Genomic DNA, 13,699 nt, shown 5'->3' with positions numbered 1-13,699 from the left:
TTCCCGCAACAAGCCTTGGCAAATTTCCCATGACAGACCGGATCAAACTCGTCACCTGGAACATCAATTCCGTGCGCCTGCGCATGCCGATTGTGGAACAGTTGATCGAGGAAGTCGCACCGGACGTGATCTGCCTGCAGGAAACCAAGTGCCCGGACGCTAATTTCCCGGAAAACGCCTTCCGCAAGGCGGGATACGAACACATGGCCATCCACGGCCAGAAGGGCTACCACGGCGTCGCAACGCTTTCCAAGCTGCCGCTGAGCAACATCGAGAAACGCGACTTCTGCCAGGTGGGTGACAGCCGTCACGTGGCGGCGGACGTGCCTTTCAACGGCTCCAGCATCCGGCTGCACAATTTCTATGTGCCGGCAGGTGGTGACGAGCCGGATCGCACGATCAACCCGAAATTCGGCCACAAGCTCGACTTCATGGCAGAGATGCTGGGATGGCTGAAAGGCGAGGAAACCTCGAAACCCGCCATTCTGGTCGGCGACCTCAACGTCGCGCCTTACGAGCACGACGTCTGGTCCCACAAGAAGCTCCTGAAGGTGGTCTCACATACCCCGGTCGAAACGGAACTGTTCAAGCAGGTGCGCGAGGCAGGCGGCTGGCTGGACGCCATGCGCCAGTTCACCCCGCTGGACGAAAAGCTCTACACCTGGTGGAGCTACCGCGCCAAGGACTGGTCTGCCGCCGACAAGGGCCGCCGTCTTGACCACGTCTGGGTGTCTCAGCCGCTCGCACCGTATGTGAAGGGCACCACGGTCCTGCGCGACGCACGCGGCTGGGAAAAACCGTCGGACCACGCGCCGGTGATCGCCGAATTCGCGATCTGAGGTCAATTCGAACAAGCGGCCCATCCTTCGAGACGGACCTTGCGGTCCTCCTCAGGATGAGGCTGTAATTTGGACAGCTCGGAAAGGTGCAACAGGGACGACCTCATCCTGAGGAAGCGCAAAGCGCTGTCTCGAAGGATGGGCCACCCCCCCGGAAGGCCGCGCCGCGCATACTTCCGCAAGCATCAAGGCGTCACAATCACCTTGCCCTGCACCCGGCGCGCAGCGATTTCCTCAAGCGCGGTTGCCGTTTCTTCCAACTTGTAAACGCCGTGGATGTGCGGCTTCAACTTGCCTTCAGACACCCAGGACAAAAGTTCCTTCATGTTGCGGCGATGGCCTTCCGGATCCCGGTCGAGTGCTGCGCCCCAGAAGACACCGCGAATGTCGCAACCTTTCAGCATCACGATATTCAGCGGAATTTTCGGTATGTCGCCCGCGGCAAACCCGATCACCAGGAACCGCCCCTCCCAGGCCGTTGCCCGGATGGCCTGTTCCGACAGCTCTCCGCCAACCGGGTCGTAGACAACATCCACACCCTTTCCACCGGTCAGCTCCTTCAAGGTTTCCTTGAGCGGCTCAACCGAGTAATCGACCGTCATGTCAGCGCCGAGCGAGCGGGCGAAGGCGAGTTTTTCCTCAGATGAGGCGCAGGCAATCACCTTTGCCCCCATGATCGCGGCAATTTCCACTGCAGCCTGGCCGACGCCGCCCGATGCGCCCAGAACGGCAACAGTCTCGCCGGGCTTCAACCCGGCCCGGTCGCGATAGGCATGCAGCGTGGTGCCGTAGGTCACGGTCAAACCTGCCGCGACTTCAAAGGGAATATCGTCCGGCAGCGAGACGAGATCGCCAGCTGCGACCACCACTTTTTCCCGCGCGGCACCCCAGCGCATGTAGCCCATGACCCTGTCGCCGGGCGAAACCCCTTCGACGCCGGAGCCCACCTGATCGACCACACCGGCGAATTCGGCACTCGGCGAAAACGGCATTTCCGGCTTGTACTGGTACTTGCCCCTGATGATCAGCGTATCGAAGAAATTGAGCGCACAGGCCTTCACCCGCACCACGACCTCCCCCGGCCCGGCAACCGGATCGGCAATCTCCTCGACAACCAGGCTGGAAGGCGGACCGAAGGTTTTGCAGAGACAGGCTTTCACGGCATCCTCATGACATTCTACGGGCAAAGCGCCGCTCGCGCTGCGCCGGGTGAGACGTTAGCAAGCCCTGTCCGAGGCGGGAATTGGCTTTCCGGATAAGCTGAAAACTTTCGGCCATGGCGAAAGTCGGCTATGAGGCAGCCAAATCGAAATCGGACAAACTGATGCGCGGATATTTTGCAATCGGGGCCGAAGGCCTCTCGAAACGGATGAACCTGGGCACCTTGATGCGCTCTGCCCATGCCTTCGGCGCCAACTTCTTCTTCACGGTGGATGCCGACCAGAAGCTGCGCAAGGCGCCGCCCTCCGACACCTCCAAGAGCCCCGGCCACCTGCCTGTCTTCACCTGGGACAGCGTAGACACGATGGACCTGCCCAGAGGCTGCCAGCTTGTGGGCATCGAACTCACGGACGAATCGATCGAGCTGCCAAGCTTCGGACATCCCCTTCAGGCGGCCTACGTTCTTGGTCCTGAAAGAGGCTCGCTTTCACCGCAGATGCTGGCGCGCTGCGACCACGTGGTGAAGATCCCGACAAAGTTCTGCATCAATGTCGCCATGGCCGGTGCGATCGTCATGTACGACCGTCACAGGGCGCTGGGTCGCTACGCGGACCGCTCAACCACAGCCGGCGCCCCCAGGATCGAACGTCCGAAACATGTCAGCGGCGGTCCGGTGATGCGCACGGGACGGAAAGTGCCAGGAACCTGAATGAGTTGTGCCTGAACTTCAGGCCACCAGAATTTTGGGTGTCTCTTGCCCGGGGCCCCAATTAGTCCACATCCACGGACGTGTCGGTTTCCAGAAGCTGACGCAACCGTCCGAAGGCAAGCCGGATACGGGATTTGACCGTGCCAAGCGGCAAACCCGTGTGTTCGGCGATCTCGCTGTGCGACTGTCCTGCAAAAAAAGCCAGCCGAACCACATTCCGCTGCTCTTCAGGCAACTGCGACAAAGCAGCACGCACGCGTTTTTCCCGCAGCTTCGCATCCATCTCTTCGGCAATGTCCGGCAGGGGCGTCGGGTGCAGAGACGGATCTTCGGGATCGAGCGCGGCAGACTTCTGGCGGCGGATCCTGTCGATACGCCGGTTCCGGGCAACCCGGAACAGCCAGGTGCTGGCATTGGATTTTTTCGGATCGAACAAATCGGCCTTGCGCCACAGCGTCATCATGACGTCCTGCGCGACTTCTTCGGCAAGGGCCTCATCGGCGCCCTGCTTCATCAGGTAGCCCTTCAGGCGCGGCGCAAAGTGATCGAACAGCTCGATGAAAGCCGCCTTGTCCCGGTCTTCCGCCACTTTGACAATGAGATCGGAAAAATACTGCACCTGCGTCAAAGACAATCAATCCCCCTGCCGATCCATCTTCTTTATCAGGTTCGGCATAATTCGAAAGGGGGGTCAAGCAGGTCTGCCACACTGTTGCCGCGTTTAACCGCAAAGCGATTAGGTTGGTGCACGCACCGAAAAACAGAAAATACAATTGTCGATCTTCAACCCTTTCGTAACCCGCTTTAAGTTATCATTAAAGCAAGGTTTATATGTCAGACGGCAGTTGAACTAAATTTGACGGAAACTCAAATCCAACGGTGTGGAGATGATGAAAGCAAAATCGCTGGTTCTGGCCATAGCAGGTCTTGCCGTTTCGAGTGCAGCGGCTTTCGCACAAACCCCGACACTTCTGAAGCAGCACAAGGACTGGGCGGCCTATGCGCTGACCAGTGGCGGCGGCAAGGTTTGCTACGCGCTTACCAAACCGACGACGTTGCTTCCGGGAGATCGAAATCACGGGGACGTATTCTTTTTCGTGACCACCCGCCCGGCGGAAGGCGTCTCGTCCGAGCCGAGCCTGCTGGTCGGTTATCCTTTCAAGGACAAATCCTCGGTCAGCGTAGACATTGACGGCAAGGGCTTCACGCTCTTCACCAACAATGACGGTGCCTGGGTCGAAAATGCTGCAACCGAAGCGCAACTCGTTTCTGCCATGAGGGCAGGCCGGGAAATGACGGTGACCGGCGAATCCAGCCGCGGCACCCGCACCACCTACAAGTTCTCGCTGTCCGGCGTCACAGCCGCGATCGACGACTCCAACGCTGCCTGCCGCTAACGCGTTCAGGCAGCAGCTTCTCCGGCTTTCCCCTGCATCCGCAGGGCGAAAAGCCGAAGTCGGCCGGTGGTTTCCTTTCAGTCTCGACGTCACCCTGGACGGGCCAAACGGCCTATCCGGGTCGTTGTCGTTGCGTAAAAACAGCTCTGCATAGCTCCCCTGCACGTCAGCAAACTTGATTTTCGGCGCTTTTTGTGGTTTTGGGAGCCCTTGAAATCAGACCTGCAAGTCAGGTGCCCGGCGACCGCGTAGTCTTGTTCCAAGACGCCTGAAGACCCTGCCGGAAGAGATTACGGATCACGACATGGCAATTACGCTCGACATCGCGCGGGACAATCCGAACGCGCACACCGTTTCAGCCGAAGCCGTCCTGCCCGGCGAAGACAAGCCGACGCTGATCGGTCTGTCGCGCGAGGAACTGGGTGAAGCGCTCGGTACAATCGGCGTGCCGCAGAAGCAATGGCGCATGCGTGCCTCCCAGCTCTGGCACTGGCTTTATGTGCGCGGCGTGTCCGACTTTGCGCATATGACGAATATCGCGAAGGACCTGCGTCAGAAGCTGGACGAAGCCTTCACGATCGCCCGTCCGGAAATTGTGTCCGAGCAGATCTCCGTCGACGGTACCCGCAAGTGGCTGTTCCGCTTTCCCGCGCGCGGCGCCGGCCGCCCGGTCGAGGTTGAAACCGTCTATATTCCTGAAGAAGGCCGCGGCACGCTCTGCGTTTCTTCCCAGGTCGGCTGCACCCTCACCTGCACTTTCTGCCACACGGGCACCCAGAAGATGGTCCGCAATCTGACGGCCGAAGAAATTCTGTCGCAGATCCTGATTGCGCGCGACCGGCTGGGCGATTTCCCGCATGCGGACACCCCGCAGGGCGCCATCGTGCCGTCCGAAGGCCGTCTGGTGACCAACATCGTCATGATGGGCATGGGTGAGCCCCTCTACAATTTCGACAACGTCAAGAAGGCGCTTCTGATCGCGTCCGATGGTGACGGCCTGTCGCTCTCCAAGCGCCGCATCACCCTGTCGACCTCCGGTGTCGTGCCGGAAATCTTCCGCACCGGTGAAGAAATCGGCTGCATGCTGGCCATTTCGCTCCACGCGGTTCGTGACGAGCTGCGCGACGTGCTGGTGCCGATCAACAAGAAATGGAACATCAAGGAACTGCTGGACGCTTGCAGGCAGTATCCGGGCCTGTCCAACGCCAAGCGCATCACCTTCGAATATGTGATGCTGAAGGGCGTCAACGACAGCAATCAGGACGCGCTTGAACTGGTCCGCCTGCTGAAGGGCATTCCGGCCAAAATCAACCTGATTCCCTTCAACCCGTGGCCGGGCACCGATTACGAATGCTCCGACTGGGAGCGGATCGAGGAATTTGCCGACATCGTCAACCGGGCCGGCTATGCCTCTCCGATCCGCACACCACGCGGCCGCGACATCTTCGCCGCCTGCGGACAGCTGAAATCCGCGTCCGAGCGCATGCGAAAGAAGGACCGTGAGGCCCTGGCAGCCTCCTGAGGCAACATCATCTGCTGAACGAAAAACGGCGGCTCGCTGGAGCCGCCGTACCTGTTTTCAGATTCTGATCCGTCAGGCCGCAGCGACCTCGCGCAGGAAGTCGTTTACGGCCGTATTCAGCGAACGCAGTTTCTCGGAGGCGACCTGCGTCGCCTGATCCACCGACTGCGCCGAATTGGCCGTCGTTTCCACGGCAGTGCTGACATTCGACATGTTGTCGCTGGCCGCGCGTGTGCCCGAGGAAGCTTCCGAAGCACTGCGGCTGATCTCGCCGGTGGCCGCATCCTGTTCCTGAACGGCAGCGGCAATCGAGGTGGTGTTCTCGTTCGCCCGAACCATGATGGAAGCGATGCCTTCAATCGCGGTCACTGCCTGCTCGGTGGCAGACTGGATTTCCGCGATCTGGTTGGAAATTTCCTCGGTCGCCCTGGAGGTCTGGGTGGCCAGCTCTTTCACTTCGGCAGCCACCACCGCAAAGCCCTTGCCGGCTTCGCCGGCCCGTGCCGCTTCAATTGTTGCATTGAGCGCCAGAAGGTTGGTCTGCTCAGCGATTGCTTGGATAAGGCCGATCACTTCGCCGATCCTGGCAGAACCCGACGACAGCATTTCCATTTTCTGGGTGCTTGCCTGGGTCTGGCTGGTCGCATCGGCAATCACCCGCGTGGTTTCCTCCACACGTTGACCGATTTCCGAGATCGACGACGACAGCTCCTCAGTGGCGGCCGCAACAAGCTGCACGTTGCCCGATGCCTGGGTTGTTGCCGCAGCAGCGCTGCTCACCTCTTCAGAAGCCCCTGAGGCCGTTTCCATCATGGAACTTGCATTGGCTTGCATTTCAGACATGGCAGCATCGACGGAACCGAGCATTTCGGACGACTGCGTGCGGAAACCCTCGATCAGCGCCTCGATACGGAGCTGACGGTCCGTACGAGCCTGTTCTTCAACCTTTCGTGCTTCTTCCAGGCGCGCCTGCTCGGCGACGCCATCTCTGAAGCCTGCAATGGCGGCCGCGATTTCTCCAACCTCATCCTTTCGGTCTGCTTCCGCAAAGACGACGGATACATCACCACCGGCGAGGCGAGCCGCATTGGCGACAAGGCTTTTGATCGGGGCAACGATCGAGCGTGCAGCCAGCCAGCCGATTGCCATCATGATGCCGAAGATCCCGAGGCAAATCAGTGCGATCTGATTGCGCAGCGCCCGCACCGGCGCGAGAATTTCATCGCGTGCCTCGACCGTGACAACCGCGAGATTGGCTCCAAAAAACGTCAGAGGCACTGCAGCGGCCAGATAGTCCGTGTCGCGGAACCCTTCCAGGTTTCCGGAAGCCGGCTTGCCGCCAAGGGCTTGATCCACCAGAGACGAATCGAGGCTTGCGGTCAGGATATCGTTCTGTCCGGGTGTCTTGGACGAATCGTTCCGGAACAGCTTGTCTGCGCCGACAAGAATGGCCTCCCCTGTTTCTCCGAGACCCGCCGCGCTGCTCATCACGCTGTTGATGTTGTCGATGGGCATCTGGAAGGCCAGCACGCCAACACGCTTGCCGCCTTCAAAAACCGGTGTCGCAATGAAGCTTGCCGGTGCATCCGCGCTCGGAGCATAGGGTTTGAAATCGAAGAAGCGAACTTCGTCCTGCCCACCGTTCAACGCCGCCCGGAAGGCATTGCCCAGATCCGTATCCTTGTATTTGCCGGTGGTCAGGTTGGTTGCGTAGTCGAGTTCCTTGAACACCGTGTAGACAAGCGAGCCGTCCTCCGCGAACAGGAAGATGTCGTAGTAACCGCGGGTCTTCAGCATCTTGCTGAACCACGGATGATACTGTTCATGCGCCTCGTCGTAGGCGGTGTCGCCAGCGCGCATCAGCGCGTCTTTCTGGCCCGTCGGATGCGGATTGTCGTGAATGTAGGCTTTCTGCAGGCTCGCCGTGGCATCGCCCTCCTGGCTTGCCCACCCTTCCTTGAAATCCGCCAGTGCGGATTTCACGAACGGACTTGCGGCGGTGACCTGCAGATCCTGCACGATGGAGTCCAGATAGTGCGAAAGATCTCCGGCGCGCGCACTTGCAAGAGCCGAAAGCCGCTCTTCCGCCTGCTCTTCCAGATCCGTTGAACTGACCCAATAGGCAAGGGCGCCGACAAACAGCGCGGCCACAACCGAACAACCGGAGATGATGGCCGGCAGACGAAAACTGAGTTTTGAGATTCGGGTTCCCAAGGCACCCTCCCGAAGTAGATTTATTACGAGAAGGCTAGATATCAGCAATTTAATGTTGGTTAATTTCTCTACAATTAGAGAAAATTGAAAAGTTGAAAGAAAACACAACATAACTATCGGTAGAAAAGATAATTACTTTCTACAAAAATTCTTATACCTAAGGATTCATCTTCAAATAATACCACCATAGATAGACCGCACATTTGCCCCTAGTTCGGGGCTTGGCGCCTTCGGCAAAGGCTACGCCCTCATGAAAAAGGCCGCCCGGAGGCGGCCTTTTTGTATTCTTCGGCGAGGCTCAGACGAGACCGGACTTTGCCAGCGGCAGGCTGGTTGACCACTCGCCTTTGGCAGCGGCAATCGCGTTGGCGACAGCCGGGCCGATTGGCGGAGTACCGGGCTCACCGATACCGGTCGGTGCTTCATTCGAGGGAACGATATGGACCTCGATTTCCGGCATGTCGGACATCCGGATCGGTTCGTAGGTGTCGAAGTTGGTTTCCTCGACAACACCGTCGGCGAGCGTCACCTGGTTCCGCAGGATCGCACCAAGGCCGTAGCCGATGCCGCCTTCGACCTGTGCCCGGATATTGTCCGGGTTGATCGGCGTGCCGCAGTCGACCGCTGCCGTCACCTTTTCCACCTTCACAGTGCCGTCGTCGCGGAAGGAGATTTCCGCCACTTCCGCCACAAAGGAACCGAAGGACTTGTGCACGGCGACACCGCGGTGGCGCCCTTCAGGCAAAGGTGTGTCCCAGCCCGCCTTTTCAGCCGCTAGCTTCAACACGCCCACCTTGCGCGGATCGTCCTTGATCATCTCGAGGCGATAGGCAACCGGATCCTTGCCGGCTTCCTTGGCCAGACGATCGATCATGGTTTCCATGACGTAGGCCGTGTGGGTGTGACCCACCGAACGCCACCACAGAACCGGGACCTTCGTCTCCTGGAAGGACTGGTCCATGTTCATCAGCGGAAACGCATAAGTGGTGTCATGCGCGCCTTCGGTCATGTTGTGGTCGACACCGTCCTTCATCAGCATGGCTTCGAAAGGCGTGCCCTTGACGATGGACTTGGCGGCGATGTTGTACTTGAACGCCGTCACGTTGCCCTGGTCATCAAGACCGACCCGCAGCCGGTGAGCCGACATCGGACGGTAGTACCCTCCGGCCATGTCGTCCTCACGGGTCCAGACGATCTTCACCGGAGCCGGCGCCATGCCGGCGGCCTGCATCGCCTTGGCCAGGGTGGTGATTTCCACGACCGGATGCGCATCGGCCTGGGCACGGCGCCCGAAGGAGCCGCCTGCCCACAGGGTGTTGATCTTGACGTTCTCGAACGGAATGCCGAGTACGGTGGCCGCCACGTTGTGATCGATGGTCGGGATCTGGGAAGCGAACCAGAATTCCGCGGTTTCACCGTCGAACATCATGGCGATGTCCAGCGGTTCCATGGCGCCATGGGCCAGGAACGGGAAGTCATAGTCGGCTTCGATGACCTTGGCCGAAGCTTCCAGCGCCGCATCGACATCACCGTCTTCGCGAACCTTCACACCCGGCTTGGTGGTCATGTCCTTCAGTTCGGCGATCATCGCATCGCTTGACCGGGTTTCCGCCTCGGCATCGTCCCACTCGATTTCGAGCAGGGACCGGCCGTTGATTGCCGGCCAGGTGGACTTTGCAATCACCGCTACCCCGTTGGGGATCTGCAGCACATTGACGACGCCCGGCACCTTCTTGGCTTCGGTGGCGTCAAACGACTTCACCTTGCCGCCAAAACGGGGAGAGCGGGCAACGACGGCAACCAGCAGGTCGTCACGCTGGAAGTCCATCGTGTAGGTTCTCGGCGCGCCGACGGTCTTGTTCTTGACGTCGAGACGCGGGAAGGACTTGCCGATGTAGACCCACTGGTCCGGTGTCTTCAGTGTCGGCTCTGCCGGAACGTCCTCGTTGGCGGCAAGACCGGCAAGGTCACCCAGGGTCGCGGTCTTGTCCACACCATGAGAGACCACGCCGCCCGACACGGTGATTTCATCCGCTGGCACGCCCCATTCCTTTGCCGCGGCGGCAACGATCATCGCCTTTGCCGCGGCACCGGCCTGGCGGTACTGCATGAACGAGTTCGCCATGGCCGTGGACCCGCCGGTGCCCTGCACGCCGAACAGCGAGTTGGCATAGACCTGCGGATTTGACGGTGCGAATTCGACACTGACCTGCTCCCAGGAAGCGTCGAGTTCGTCGGCGACCAGACTGCACAGACCACTGGCCGTTCCCTGCCCCATGTCGAAGTGCTTGGACAGCACCACCACCGTGTTGTCCGGACGGATGTGAACGAAGGGCTGGATGAACTCGCCTTCGGCGGCCGAGGCAGTCGAACGCGGCAGGTTCATGGCAAGCACCAGGCCCCCAACGGTACCGGCGGACACCTTCAGGAAGGTGCGCCGTGTCGGCATTGCGGCTGCCAGCGGTTGTTTCAGGAGATGCAGCATGGTTCAGGCCTCCATCTTGTCTGAAGCAAGGTGGATGGCCTTGCGGATCCGGGCGTAGGTGGCGCAGCGGCAGACATTGCCGTCCATGGCTGCGTCGATGTCCTCGTCGGTCGGCTTGGGCGTTTCGGCAAGCAAGGCAGTTGCGGCCATGATCTGGCCGGACTGGCAATACCCGCACTGCGGCACGTCCAGCTCGTTCCAGGCGGCCTGGACAGCGGCAGCCGCCTTGCCGTCGATACCTTCGATCGTTGTGATTTCAGCACCTTCGAGGTCGCCAACGAACGTCTGGCAGGACCGGACCGGAATACCGTCCATGTGAACCGTGCAGGCACCGCAGGAAGCAATGCCGCAACCGAACTTTGTCCCCGTCATTCCCAGCTCGTCGCGCAGAGCCCACAGCAGGGGGCTCTCGGGATCCGCGTCGAGCGTACGCGTTTCCCCGTTGATTTTTAATGTCACTGACATGAGGAGGCGTCTCCTTTGGCTGGCCAATTCTGGCTAAAGGATGTAAACTACACCGTGCAGTTTAGTTCGTAACTGCACACCTGTAAACGCCAGAGTTTACATAGGGCGCGATTTTTGGGATTAAAGAGGCGGGGGTCCTGTCGTCTGACAGATAATGCAACGGGGTATATATGAGTAGGTAATGTCCGTATCGGATCAGAAAAAGAAGCAGATCGTCGAGGCTGCAATCGCCGAGTTTCAGGAAAAGGGTTATGCCGGAGCCAGCATGGACCGGATTTCCGAGCGAGCCCAGGTTTCCAAGCGCACGGTCTACAATCACTTTGAAAGCAAGGACGTGCTTTTCAAGGAGATCAACCAGTGCCTTGCCGATCAGATCAACTCGGCGCTTGAAGTCGCCTACGACCCGGCGGCGCCCATTCGCGATGCCCTGGTGCGTCTCGGCTGGGCCGAAGGCGAGCTCATGATCAACCCGTGCTTCATGAGCCTGGCCCGCATGGTCATGAGCGAAACGATCCGCGACCCGGCCCTTGCAGCCGATATGGACAGCCGCATGACCAAGATCTCCGTCTTTACCGAGTTCATGGATCGCGCCACGCGTGAAGGCAAGCTCACGGCCGACGACCCGTCCCTGGCGGCCACGCAATTTCTCGGCCTGATCAAGGCCCGATCCTTCTACCCGAACATCCACAGCGGCCGCGTGACGACCCGCCCCGAGATGGAACGGATCATCGAGGAAAGCGTCGACATGTTCCTGGCCCGATACGGCGCCAAGGCAACCGCGCAAACGGTGGCGGCGCAGTAACGGGCGCCCGCCAAAATTTCCCGACATGGCAGATCGACCCGTGTAGATCGAAACGCGACGAAATGAGTGCATCGCGGGGCTTGCGCCATGCATAGAACCGGCTAAATTGCCGCAAATTTTCATCGGCGGGAAACCGCCAGGAACATCGAACTGGATTTTTCCCAAAATGGCGCATGGTGACATCAAAAAAGTCGTGCTGGCCTATTCCGGCGGCCTCGACACCTCCATCATCCTGAAATGGCTGCAGACCGAACTGGGCTGCGAAGTGGTGACCTTCACCGCCGATCTCGGCCAGGGCGAGGAACTGGAGCCGGCGCGCAAGAAAGCCGAAATGCTCGGCATCAAGGAAATCTACATCGACGACCTGCGCGAGGAATTCATCCGCGACTTCGTCTTCCCGATGTTCCGCGCCAACGCTGTCTATGAAGGCGTCTACCTGCTCGGCACTTCCATCGCCCGGCCGCTGATTTCCAAGCGCCTGATCGAGATTGCCGAAGAAACCGGCGCCGACGCGATTGCCCATGGCGCGACCGGCAAGGGCAACGACCAGGTTCGTTTCGAACTGTCCGCCTATGCCCTCAACCCGGACATCAAAGTGATCGCGCCGTGGCGCGACTGGACGTTCAAGTCCCGGACCGACCTTCTGGAGTTCGCCGAACAGCACCAGATCCCGGTGCCGAAAGACAAGCGCGGTGAAGCTCCGTTCTCTGTCGACGCCAACATGCTGCACTCCTCTTCGGAAGGCAAAGTGCTGGAAGACCCGGCCGAGGAAGCACCGAACTACGTTTTCCAGCGCACGGTTGACCCGACCGAAGCTCCGGACGAAGTCACCTACATCGAGATCGGTTTTGAGAAGGGCGACGCCGTCTCCCTCAACGGCGAGAAGATGTCGCCGGCAACGCTCTTCGCCAAACTCAACGACTATGGCCGCGACAACGGCATCGGCCGTCTCGACATGGTCGAGAACCGCTTCGTCGGCATGAAGAGCCGCGGCATCTACGAAACGCCGGGCGGCACCATCCTCCTGACGGCGCACCGCGCCATGGAATCCATCACGCTCGACCGCGGTGCCTCGCACCTGAAGGACGAACTGATGCCGCGTTACGCCGAGCTGATCTACAACGGGTTCTGGTTCTCGCCGGAGCGCGAGATGCTGCAGGCCCTGATCGACAAGAGCCAGGAGCATGTCACCGGCTCCGTCAAGCTGAAGCTCTACAAGGGCAACGTCATCCTCGTCGGCCGGTCCTCGCCCTATTCGCTCTATTCCGAAGAGCTGGTCACCTTCGAGGACGACCAGGGTGCTTACGACCAGAAGGACGCCGCCGGCTTCATCAAGCTGAATGCCCTGCGCCTGCGCACCCTCGCCAAGCGCGACCGGATCGGCTGAGATCTCTGACATGACAAGACCGGCGGCAGCAAAGCTCGAACAGAACCTTGCTGCCGCCGGTTTTTTGTTGCTCGGCGGCTTTGCTCCTGATGGCACCGTTGCCGTTCCAGCTCTTGCCTGCGGCAAGCAGGCCCGAAGCCTTCTGTTGATCGGCAGCACCGGTCCGTCGATCTGGCCGCACCTGACGGCAAGTCCGGAATACAAAAACGGCCACCCGGATCCTCTCGACCGATATACGCGGCGCAGCCTTTTGGACCTTGCCGAGACATCCGGCTACGAACCGGTGTTTCCCTTCGAAGGCCCGCCCTATTATCCGTTCCAGCAATGGGCGATGAAATGCGGCGGCTTCTCCCAAAGCCCGCTCGGCGTTCTAGCGCATCACGACTACGGCCCCTGGGCCGGCTTCCGCGCAGCGTTTCTGAGTGCGGAACTCTTTGAGGGACCGAAGCCGGTCACGATGGACGGCCCCTGCCCGACCTGCACCGACGCACCTTGCCTAACGGTTTGCCCGGTGGGTGCCGTTACGGTGCACGAAGGCTACAAGGTCACTGACTGCCGAAACCATCTGGCGACCAGCCGCGACCTGGATTGCTGGTCCGGCTGCCTGGCAAGACGGGCCTGCCCCTTTGGCCAGGAACACCGGCAAAGCCAGGCAACGGCCGGGTTTCACATGGAGAGTTTTGTTGGACTGGCAACGCTCTGAAACGACCGTCCAAAC

At 60.0% G+C, this 13,699-nt stretch carries 12 protein-coding genes; 7 read left to right on the top strand and 5 right to left on the bottom strand.

Going from position 1 to position 13,699, the window contains the following annotated elements:
* The first annotated feature begins 29 nt into the window (after positions 1-29).
* Positions 30-839 (top strand): exodeoxyribonuclease III, encoded by an 810-nt coding sequence (gene xth / locus B0E33_RS14175; RefSeq protein WP_077291542.1) that lies wholly within the window; start codon positions 30-32, stop codon positions 837-839.
* Between the two features lie 185 nt (positions 840-1,024).
* Here the strand turns inward: xth and B0E33_RS14170 are convergent, their stop codons facing one another.
* Positions 1,025-1,999 (bottom strand): NADPH:quinone oxidoreductase family protein, encoded by a 975-nt coding sequence (locus B0E33_RS14170; RefSeq protein ID WP_077291541.1) that lies wholly within the window; start codon positions 1,997-1,999, stop codon positions 1,025-1,027.
* Between the two features lie 164 nt (positions 2,000-2,163).
* On the opposite strand from B0E33_RS14170, the gene B0E33_RS14165 reads away from it, so the two are divergent.
* Positions 2,164-2,709, top strand: coding sequence for an RNA methyltransferase (locus tag B0E33_RS14165; RefSeq protein ID WP_031270178.1), 546 nt, complete (start codon positions 2,164-2,166; stop codon positions 2,707-2,709).
* Between the two features lie 61 nt (positions 2,710-2,770).
* On the opposite strand, the gene B0E33_RS14160 is transcribed toward B0E33_RS14165, so the two are convergent.
* Positions 2,771-3,343 carry a sigma-70 family RNA polymerase sigma factor gene (locus B0E33_RS14160; protein WP_035907892.1) on the bottom strand — a complete coding sequence of 191 codons (573 nt, stop codon included), beginning with the start codon at positions 3,341-3,343 and terminating at the stop codon, positions 2,771-2,773.
* Positions 3,344-3,596: 253 nt separating this feature from the next.
* On the opposite strand from B0E33_RS14160, the gene B0E33_RS14155 reads away from it, so the two are divergent.
* Complete coding sequence (locus B0E33_RS14155) at positions 3,597-4,106, top strand: invasion associated locus B family protein (protein WP_023002837.1); 510 nt, start codon at positions 3,597-3,599, stop codon at positions 4,104-4,106.
* 304 nt (positions 4,107-4,410) lie between these two features.
* Positions 4,411-5,628 carry a dual-specificity RNA methyltransferase RlmN gene (gene rlmN, locus B0E33_RS14150; protein WP_077291540.1) on the top strand — a complete coding sequence of 406 codons (1,218 nt, stop codon included), beginning with the start codon at positions 4,411-4,413 and terminating at the stop codon, positions 5,626-5,628.
* A gap of 72 nt (positions 5,629-5,700) precedes the next feature.
* Here the strand turns inward: rlmN and B0E33_RS14145 are convergent, their stop codons facing one another.
* The 3 genes from B0E33_RS14145 to B0E33_RS14135 form a co-directional block, all read right to left on the bottom strand.
* Positions 5,701-7,842, bottom strand: a complete 2,142-nt coding sequence (locus tag B0E33_RS14145) for a methyl-accepting chemotaxis protein (RefSeq protein WP_167579546.1) — start codon at positions 7,840-7,842, stop codon at positions 5,701-5,703.
* Between the two features lie 298 nt (positions 7,843-8,140).
* A complete protein-coding gene (locus tag B0E33_RS14140; RefSeq protein WP_077291538.1) occupies positions 8,141-10,327 on the bottom strand; it encodes a xanthine dehydrogenase family protein molybdopterin-binding subunit in 2,187 nt (728 codons plus the stop codon).
* 3 nt (positions 10,328-10,330) lie between these two features.
* Positions 10,331-10,792 (bottom strand): (2Fe-2S)-binding protein, encoded by a 462-nt coding sequence (locus B0E33_RS14135; protein WP_023002833.1) that lies wholly within the window; start codon positions 10,790-10,792, stop codon positions 10,331-10,333.
* Between the two features lie 181 nt (positions 10,793-10,973).
* Here B0E33_RS14135 and B0E33_RS14130 point away from each other — a divergent pair, with 181 nt between their 5' ends.
* The 3 genes from B0E33_RS14130 to B0E33_RS14120 all read left to right on the top strand — a co-directional run bounded on the left by B0E33_RS14130 (position 10,974) and on the right by B0E33_RS14120 (position 13,684).
* A complete protein-coding gene (locus tag B0E33_RS14130; RefSeq protein WP_062486631.1) occupies positions 10,974-11,594 on the top strand; it encodes a TetR/AcrR family transcriptional regulator in 621 nt (206 codons plus the stop codon).
* Between the two features lie 166 nt (positions 11,595-11,760).
* Complete coding sequence (locus B0E33_RS14125; protein ID WP_023002831.1) at positions 11,761-12,981, top strand: argininosuccinate synthase; 1,221 nt, start codon at positions 11,761-11,763, stop codon at positions 12,979-12,981.
* Between the two features lie 10 nt (positions 12,982-12,991).
* Positions 12,992-13,684, top strand: a complete 693-nt coding sequence (locus B0E33_RS14120) for a hypothetical protein (protein ID WP_077291537.1) — start codon at positions 12,992-12,994, stop codon at positions 13,682-13,684.
* Positions 13,685-13,699: the final 15 nt, after the last annotated feature.

This window comes from Roseibium algicola, from assembly GCF_001999245.1.
GTDB lineage: Bacteria > Pseudomonadota > Alphaproteobacteria > Rhizobiales > Stappiaceae > Roseibium > Roseibium algicola.
Note: the sequence above shows the minus strand (reverse complement) of the source record. Positions and strands in the feature narration are given on the sequence as shown.